Annotated in this window: 11 protein-coding genes and 1 tRNA gene; 3 read left to right on the top strand and 9 right to left on the bottom strand. The window is 58.9% G+C overall.

Annotated features, from left to right (window positions below):
* Nucleotides 1-5: 5 nt before the first annotated feature.
* Both NCT04_RS34875 and NCT04_RS15120 read right to left on the bottom strand, forming a co-directional pair.
* Nucleotides 6-755, bottom strand: a complete 750-nt coding sequence (locus NCT04_RS34875) for a hypothetical protein (protein ID WP_502800666.1) — start codon at nt 753-755, stop codon at nt 6-8.
* A gap of 2 nt (nt 756-757) precedes the next feature.
* The gene (locus NCT04_RS15120) at nt 758-961 is read right to left on the bottom strand and encodes a helix-turn-helix transcriptional regulator (protein ID WP_350030014.1); all 204 of its coding nucleotides are present in this window, start codon (nt 959-961) and stop codon (nt 758-760) included.
* Between the two features lie 515 nt (nt 962-1,476).
* On the opposite strand from NCT04_RS15120, the gene NCT04_RS15115 reads away from it, so the two are divergent.
* Nucleotides 1,477-1,905, top strand: coding sequence for a PRC-barrel domain-containing protein (locus NCT04_RS15115; protein WP_250466288.1), 429 nt, complete (start codon nt 1,477-1,479; stop codon nt 1,903-1,905).
* 389 nt (nt 1,906-2,294) lie between these two features.
* Here NCT04_RS15115 and NCT04_RS15110 read toward each other — a convergent pair whose 3' ends face one another.
* Together NCT04_RS15110 and NCT04_RS15105 are read right to left on the bottom strand one after the other, a co-directional pair.
* Nucleotides 2,295-2,879 (bottom strand): hypothetical protein, encoded by a 585-nt coding sequence (locus NCT04_RS15110; RefSeq protein ID WP_250466286.1) that lies wholly within the window; start codon nt 2,877-2,879, stop codon nt 2,295-2,297.
* Nucleotides 2,880-2,908: 29 nt separating this feature from the next.
* Complete coding sequence (locus tag NCT04_RS15105) at nt 2,909-4,117, bottom strand: tyrosine-type recombinase/integrase (protein ID WP_250466284.1); 1,209 nt, start codon at nt 4,115-4,117, stop codon at nt 2,909-2,911.
* Between the two features lie 166 nt (nt 4,118-4,283).
* On the opposite strand from NCT04_RS15105, the gene NCT04_RS15100 reads away from it, so the two are divergent.
* Nucleotides 4,284-4,433, top strand: a complete 150-nt coding sequence (locus tag NCT04_RS15100) for a hypothetical protein (RefSeq protein ID WP_250466282.1) — start codon at nt 4,284-4,286, stop codon at nt 4,431-4,433.
* Nucleotides 4,434-4,748: 315 nt separating this feature from the next.
* On the opposite strand, the gene NCT04_RS15095 is transcribed toward NCT04_RS15100, so the two are convergent.
* From NCT04_RS15095 to NCT04_RS15075, 5 genes are all read right to left on the bottom strand, one after another.
* Nucleotides 4,749-4,824, bottom strand: a tRNA-Ala gene (locus NCT04_RS15095).
* A gap of 60 nt (nt 4,825-4,884) precedes the next feature.
* A complete protein-coding gene (locus NCT04_RS15090; protein WP_250466314.1) occupies nt 4,885-5,229 on the bottom strand; it encodes a c-type cytochrome in 345 nt (114 codons plus the stop codon).
* 2 nt (nt 5,230-5,231) lie between these two features.
* A complete protein-coding gene (locus NCT04_RS15085) occupies nt 5,232-6,035 on the bottom strand; it encodes a BON domain-containing protein (protein ID WP_244826698.1) in 804 nt (267 codons plus the stop codon).
* A gap of 22 nt (nt 6,036-6,057) precedes the next feature.
* Entirely contained in the window at nt 6,058-6,645 is a 588-nt protein-coding gene (locus NCT04_RS15080; RefSeq protein ID WP_244826697.1) for a phosphoheptose isomerase, read from the bottom strand.
* Between the two features lie 89 nt (nt 6,646-6,734).
* Nucleotides 6,735-7,094 carry a YraN family protein gene (locus NCT04_RS15075; protein WP_244826696.1) on the bottom strand — a complete coding sequence of 120 codons (360 nt, stop codon included), beginning with the start codon at nt 7,092-7,094 and terminating at the stop codon, nt 6,735-6,737.
* Nucleotides 7,095-7,168: 74 nt separating this feature from the next.
* Between NCT04_RS15075 and rsmI the strand changes: the two genes are divergently transcribed.
* Nucleotides 7,169-8,050 carry a 16S rRNA (cytidine(1402)-2'-O)-methyltransferase gene (gene rsmI / locus NCT04_RS15070; RefSeq protein ID WP_250466313.1) on the top strand — a complete coding sequence of 294 codons (882 nt, stop codon included), beginning with the start codon at nt 7,169-7,171 and terminating at the stop codon, nt 8,048-8,050.
* The last annotated feature ends 7 nt before the right edge of the window (nt 8,051-8,057 follow it).

Below are 8,057 nucleotides of genomic sequence, written 5' to 3'. Positions count from 1 at the left end.
TGACGTTAGTCATGACGCACCTCGGCGCGGGCGAGTTCAGCGAGATGCAGCAACGCTTCGGCGCAGCAGTCGAGCGCATCGTTCGCGGAGGGTGCAAGGGCCGCGTCGCGCAGGGCGCGATTGATGATTTGGATTTGAAGCGGGGATTGTGTTCGCTCAGGACGAGCGGTAATAGCGGGGCGCATGGCGCGGCCTCCTTGTACAGGTTCAACGAACCTGGCTCCCGCTGTCAAACGGGGTGGCCAGGCACTAGGCAGGGTTGACAGACCGGCGTACAAGGAAACCGGCGAGCGCGAACGCTCCCCCGCCAAGGCCCGGCCATTGAAGGCGAACGCAAGGCTGCGGACGAAAAAATACCGCCGGTCGGCGGTTATCCGCCTTGTACAGTTCGAGCTGTCAAACCCGAGCGGAAGGTGTCTCCTCCCGCGCTTCAAAGGATAGACGACGGGATCAGATTTCGTCAAGCTGGTTGCATTTTCGTACTGGACCGATGGCGCGGCTGAGGACGGTGGCTTAGGATCGCTATCGGGGTTTCTTGATTGGCCGGCTATTGTGCCGGCCATTTTTTTACCAAGCCAACGTCGCCCACCAACAAAGTCCTGTGCATGACAACTGATTTCACCCTGACAACGCGTAGTGCCGAAAACTGCCCTGCCAACTCCGTCGGATTCAAAGTGCAAACGAAAGCGCGACTCGAACCTCGCGCGCGGCAATAACGCTAGCAAGCTCCGCTCAAAAATGATTTTTTTCAGCATGTTCACTCCTCCGCCCGATAGGTAGACGGCGCAATGAGGAAAGCCTCGATGTCGCCGATTCGCCAACCAACCGAACGGGGGCCGAGGTCAATAGGCGCAGGGAACGTCTTCTTGTTGATCCGGGCGTAGATCGTTGACCGCGAAAGGCCGGTCAACTCTTCTACGCGCTTTCGACGCAAGATCGCCTGGGGAGTCTGAAATGTCATAGCCATACCTCTTTTCGGATGCGTGGTTCCGGCTCATCCGGCACGCACGTCAAAGAATCGCGCCACTAGTCTCGGACTTGTCCTAATCCAACACGACTCTCATCCGAATTCGGATGCAGATCTATCGGCAGCAAGGCTTTGAGCCGAGATGTGCTAGTGCATCAACTTGTTGACTGAGGCTCTGGTCGAGATGCGTGCAGATACAGACGCAATCGTCTATGTGATAAGCGTAGGGGCTACTCGATGACCGCATGAGCGAGATTGAGCGAGGCTTCGCCACGATTCAGCCGCTGCGCGGCAGCCGTTGAGCTACCTGCATTTCAGTTTTGTATTATTCGATCGTGCAGGCTCAGCATGGGAAAACTTCTACTGGTTGATCAGCGGGTCGTCCGTAAAAGAGATGCGACCAAAGCAGTTTTATCAACAGCGACGCCACATCCTGACTAGCGCGAGACGGCCTGCAGCAGGTCCGTTTCTTGCCCCAGCAGGGACTCCCAATTCCAAGGAAGTCCACCATGAGAAAGCTTCACCGCGTCGCTCTCGCCGTAGTTCTTAGCGCTGGGTGCATCAATGCTCATGCACAAGTCGCTGGTACTCAGCCGCTTAGCGTTACTGTTCAACAATCCAAGGCATTGCTTGAAGGTTGGAGCGCGAAGAAGAGCATCCTTGGAAAAGCGGTGTACAACGACAAGAATGAAAAAATCGGCTCGATCAAGGATCTCGTTGTCACGACCGACGCTACGGTGTCCGCAGCCGTGATCGCGGCAGGCGGTTTTTTGGGCGTGGCAACCCATGACGTCGCCGTGCCCATTACTTCTCTCGATACTCGCAACGGCAATTTTTATCTTGCAGGCGCGACAAAACAGGCACTTAAAGACACCCCTGAATTTGAATACAGTAAAGTTCAGACTCCCCCCAAGCCGCATAAGCTCAAGGCCGACTGAACCGGGTGCCACGCTGATGATGTCACGACGCCGAATCACCGCGCTGAAACGGGTTCGGCGCGTTTTTTGTCGTTTGGGAATAGTCATTGCGGTAAGGTTATCGCGCAATCGTTGCGCGTCACCACTGGAGAACCGCGATGTCGTCAGATCCGATCGACCCGACTGCTGTCCCTTCAACACCTCCTGACGCGCCGGCTCCCGGCCCGACTCCTGGCGATGTTCCTGATGTCGGTGAGCCCGAACCGGAGCCGGATCAAAAATAGTCGTTCACCGTGCCGGACGCTTTTCTTAAACGTCCGGCAGAGTTTTAAGATAACCCGTCCCCGATGTGCGAGAGCAAAAAGGCCCCGATATACGACAGTCGTCGCATATGCCCTGCTGAGTTAGGTTTAGTCTGACTGCGCACTATCAAGAATCGACCTCCTCAGGCGGCGTGCTTCATCGAGATACTTCTTTATTGTTGCGTCGTCAAGCGATACGCCCGCACGCTCGAGATCGATCCGCATTTCCTTCGCGTGCAGATTGCGAGGGGCGTCGGGATCCATACGGTAACCGCCCATTGCCAGCCCGATTATTAGCTTGAGCATCGCGTGACGCTCCTTCGTCGCTGCGCTTTTGCTCTCATCCTCTTTGCTGAATCTTGGTGTCGCTCGTAGCTCATCACGCGATTCTAGCCTCGCGAGTTCACGGATTAACGATTGTGGCAATCTAAAACCGGCGCGCCTAACCGCGTCGCAAATGTAGATAGGATCCTCTTTGACCTCCCATTTGCAAATCCCATAACGCCGCCCCCAATTCGTGCGTTTGATGACTACGGCAATTTGCCTTGCTGTTTCGTATTCTGGTTGACGTGCCTTCGATCGATAGTCGAAGTTAGGGTGCAGATGCGGATTCTTTGTATCAAGCAGAAGCGCCGCTTCCCTCACGGTCCACTTGTCGAGCGCTACCCAATAGCGATAGTCGATGAAGTCCATCGGCATGCTCACGCATAGCTGCGATGAGGCTAGCTTGTCGCGTTAATCGCATCGGGCGCGTCTGCCTTAAGCTCGTCAAGATAGTCTGCCCAAACCTGCATCATCCGCACGCGATCGTCGATGAATTTCGTCCGGTTATAAGCCGTTCCTAAATTGTCGGCGACTCTATGGGCGAGCTGGTGCTCGATCACTTCGCACGGGAAGCGGAGCTGCTCATGAAGAATCGTTCGGGCCATCGCTCGGAACCCATGCCCTGTAATTTCGGTTCTTGTGTCATAGCCTAGTCTCCGGAGCGCCGCATTGACCGCCGCGCCGCTCATCGGCTTACGTGGGTCGCGTCCAGGAAACACAAACTGTCGATGCCCAGTGAGCGCACGAAGATCGGTGAGGATGTTCACCGCTTGAGCGGAAAGCGGAACGAGATGGTCTGTCCTTGTCTTGGAGACGTTATAGCGCCATTCCGCGCGTTCGAGATCGAAGTCCTTCCACTGTGCGGTTCTTAGCTCTCCCGGCCGAACGAAAAGCAACGGTCCGAGGCGAAGGGCGCATTGCACAACAAATGTGCCTTGGAAACCGTCAAGCGCTCGCAAGAGCTCAGCGACCTCTTGCGGGTTAGTGATCGACGCAAAGTGCACGTGGTGCGCCGGCGCGAGAGCTCCGCGCAGATCGGCAGACACGTCTCGCAATGCACGGCCTGTCGCTATGGCGTAGCGAAGCACCTGCCCGCAGTTCTGGTGCACACGATGAGCCGTATCCAAGGCTCCCCTTTTCTCCACGCGGCGGAGAACAGCGAGGACGTCAGGCGCGGAGATGTCAGCGATTGGCCGGCCGCCTAGCCACGGAAAAACGTCATTTTCGAGACGAGCAATGACCTTATCGGCGTGCGACTTCGCCCACGTTGGAGCCTGTCGAGCGAACCACTCACGGGCAACAACTTCGAAGCTATTGGCCGAATGTGCGACAGCAGCTGCTTTCTGAATACGACGCTCTATGCCCGGATCGATGCCATTAGCCAGCAAGCGGCGAGCATCGTCACGACGCCGGCGGGCCTCCTTTAGTGAGACGAGCGGGTATGACCCGAGAGCAAGTCGCTTTTCTTTACCGAAGAAACGGTATTTAAAGCGCCAATGCTTGCCACCCGAAGGGGTGACTTCAAGATACATCCCCGCGCCATCGGTGATTCGATATGCCTTTTCTCTGGGGCGCGCATTTTTTATGGTGATATCCGTCAACGACACGGTTATTTCTCATACGAAAAGCGGATTGCTAGCTTCGGCGAAAAACCATTCATTCGTCAAGGGTTGGCCGGTGATGCCTTAGAACAATTCGGTATTCCAGTATGTGAGACCGCTACAGTCGTGGCAGCACGCTACCCACATGTCGCAAACGCATTTGGACTTGGACATGTCGCCCCGCCGCAAGCAACGCAAGGCATATTCGTGCCGCCCGGCGGTCGCCGCATTGTTCAAATACAGACGACACGAGAAATGGCCGCTTAGGGGCGATGTGATCCTGACGATTCCCGACGGCGCCGACGATTTCGCGGCCCTCTGAATGTGTCCGTCAGTCTGGGCGCGAATCACGCCTCGCCATCCTAGGCGACAGAAAATCTCCAAACGCTTTTGCCATCCGGACACTGAAGACTGTGCCAACCCGCGGGCGGTCCTCTTGCCTTAGGCCGCCCTTGAGGCCTGCAAAATCCTGGATGGGGGCATCGACAAACTGGAGTCTTGGAATGCCCCCAAAAAGCCCCCCGAATGGCCGAGGATGACACAGGATGTTACCGGATGACATTGGAATAAAAAAACCCCGCGAGCCTTACTGGCTGCGGGGTTTCGGGACATCATTGGACTTGCTAGGAGTGTTGTTTGGTGGAGAGGAGGAGGATCGAACTCCCGACCTTCGCATTGCGAACGCGACGCTCTCCCAGCTGAGCTACCCCCCCAACGAAGTAAAAGTGTATCACAAGCATCCCAACGAAACGCAAGCCTGAGCCGCCACCAGCTTACTTCTCCGGCGCTCCCGCCAACACCCACGCGACCACGGTCTTGATCTCCGCATCGTTCATGGAAGGATGCGAAGGCATCGGTATCGATCCCCACACGCCCGCGCCACCCTTCTTCACTTTTGCTTCAAGCTTCGCGCTCGCGGATGCATCGCCCTTGTATTTGTCCGCCACTTGTTGAAACGACGGCCCAACAAGTTTGCGATCCACCGCGTGACATCCCATGCACGCATTGCTGCGCGCAATCGCCATCGCATTGGCGGCGGATATAGGCTGATCCGCCGCATGAACCAACGCCGACACACTCAAAAGCAAACCAGCCCCGACACAACCACGCAGTCGCATCATTACTTACCCACTGGCGCCGGAGCCGCACTTCCCGGATGAACATCCGAATTCTTGACGGGCGCGGGCGTCTGCTGATCCAGCGGACGCGATGTCACCGATGAATCCGGCACCGTCCCAACCGTGGCCTCAGGCGCCGGGGCACTCGCCGCCGAGACGCCGCTCGCATCCGATGCCGCCGCCGCCTCCAGCGCCTTGGCTTCTTCCGGCTTGATGTACTGAAACACTTTCACCACTTGTTCGACGCCCGGCACGCGCGCGGCGACATCCGCGCCATGCGCGCCTTCATCCGGCGTGACGAGGCCCATCAAATACACAATGCTCCGCTCGCACACGACCTTGTAGTAGTTCGCGCGCAAGTCCTTCTCGCCGACCATCGCGGTCTTCACGCGTCCTTCGAGGTACGAGTCGTTGGCGCGCGAGGAAATCGAACTCGCGCCCTGCACCGACAGTTCATTGACGATGCTGCCCACGTTGTTGATGTCGTGCACGACAGACTCGGCCTTCTGCTTCGAGGCATCGTCGGGTACTTCGCCCGTCAAGAGCACGCGCCGGTTGAACACGGTGACATTGACATGCGCCGTGTCGGGCACGCTCTCGTTAATCCGCGATAACGCCTTCACCTGGATCTCGCGATCTTCGGTCTGCGCGCCGAGCGTGCGGCGATCGGTGGCGATCAAGGTGCCGCCGCCCATCGCACCGACCACCGCGAGCGCACAGCCCTGCAGTGTCAACGCAACACCCGACAACATGCTCACCACCAACGTGGCGTTAGCCAGCGTCGCCTTCACGCGTGTCTTGTTCATCAACTCGTTTTCCCCTTTGTGTTCAGTCGTCGCCCAGCAGCATCGCGTCGATGCCGTCGCTCAGGCAGTGAATGGTCAACAGATGGACTTCCTGAATACGCGCCGTCCGCTCGGAAGGCACGCAGATATGTATGTCGGTGTCGATGAGCACCTCGGATATCACGCCGCCGCCCTTGCCCGTCAGCGCAATCACGATCATCTCGCGTTCGTGCGCTTCCTGAATCGCCGCGAGCACGTTTACCGAGTTGCCCGACGTGCTGATGGCAAGCAGGACATCGCCCGCATGTCCCAACGCACGAACCTGCTGCGAGAAGATCTGTTCGAAGGCGTAGTCGTTGCCGACTGCCGTGAGTATCGATGTATCGGTCGTCAGCGCAATGGCCGGCAATGCGGGACGCTCGCGCTCGAAGCGGCCGATGAGTTGCGCGGCAAAACGTTGCGCGTCGGCGGCCGAACCGCCGTTGCCGCATGTGAGAATCTTGGAGCCGTTGGCGAGCGCGCTGAACAGCGTGTCGACTGCCGCCGCGATCGGGACCGCCAGCACATCGAGTGCTTCGAGCGTGAGCGCCGCGCTGTCGCGGAATTGCTGTTGAATGCGTTCGACTGACATCGACTCTCGATTATCGGCCGCGGCGGCGGCGGTTGTTGCGTGTGAATGCTGCGCAGTTTACCGCATGCATGCCGCGGCACACCTCAACATCAAGTGCCGTCGGCACGAAAAGCATCCGTCACCCAGCGAATGCGTCCCGCATCGAAGGCGATCACGTCGAAGCGGCACGCGGGCAACGCGCCGCGCCACTTCGTCAGATAAAACTGCGCGGCGCGCACGATCCTTTCGCGCTTTCTGGCATCGACGCTCGCGGCGGCATCCGCGAACCGGCGGCTCGCGCGCGCCCTGACTTCGACGAACACGAGCGCGCCGCGTTCATCGGACATGACGAGATCGATCTCACCGCCACGGCAACGCACGTTGCGCGCGACGAGCTTCATGCGCTGCCTTTGCAGGTACTCGAGCGCGCGCGCTTCGAAAACATCGCCGAGCGATTTGGACACAGGCACTCCTCAAAAGTTGTCGAGCATTGAGCGCGTGCACGCGTGGCAAAATGGCAGTCTTTCCTTCGACGCCCGCGCTCATGCTTCAGATCTCCGAATTAGCCGACGGGCAGCACTATCCGACGGGCGCGCTCTATGTGGTCGCCACGCCGATCGGCAATACGGCGGACATCACGGTGCGCGCGCTGCACGTGCTCGGTCTCGTCGATCGCATCGCCGCCGAAGACACGCGCAACACCTCGCAACTGCTCGCGCGCTACGGCATCTCGAAGCCGTCGATCGCCGTGCACGAACATAACGAACGCAGCGCCGCCGAACGCGTGATCGAGCATCTGAAGAACGGCGAGCGCATCGCGTGCGTGTCGGACGCGGGCACGCCCGGCATTTCGGACCCAGGCGCACGTCTCGTCGATGCCGTGCGCAACGCGGGCTTTCCCGTCATCCCCTTGCCGGGCGCAAGCGCGCTCACCACTGCGTTGAGCGCGGCCGGCGCGTGGGTCAGCAGCTTCTCGTTCATCGGCTTCCTGCCGTCGAAACCCAAACAACGCGCCGCGCAACTGCGCACGTTGAGCAAGCATTCAATGGCGCTCGTGTTTTACGAGGCGCCGCATCGCATCGTGGAAACAGTACGCGCGCTCGGTGAAGCGCTCGGCGGCGGGCGGCAAATGCTGATCGCACGCGAATTGACGAAGTTACACGAGAGCCTTCATCGCTGCACCCTGGCCGAAGGGCCAACGTGGCTCGAAGCAGATGCCAACCGGCAACGCGGAGAATTCGTGCTTGTGGTGCAGGGCGCACCGGAGGAAGAAGCATCGGACGACGTCAACGACGAGCTGCTCACCATGCTGCTCGAAGAGTTGTCGGTGAAGAGCGCGGCGCGCATCGCGGCAGCGCTCTCGGGCGCATCGCGCAACGTCTTGTACGAACGCGCGTTGATACTCAGCAAACGCTCGGAAGAATGAAAAAAGG

Origin of the sequence: Caballeronia sp. GAFFF2 (assembly GCF_023631485.1) — a bacterium.
GTDB lineage: Bacteria > Pseudomonadota > Gammaproteobacteria > Burkholderiales > Burkholderiaceae > Caballeronia.
This window is presented reverse-complemented; position numbering and strand designations above follow the sequence as displayed.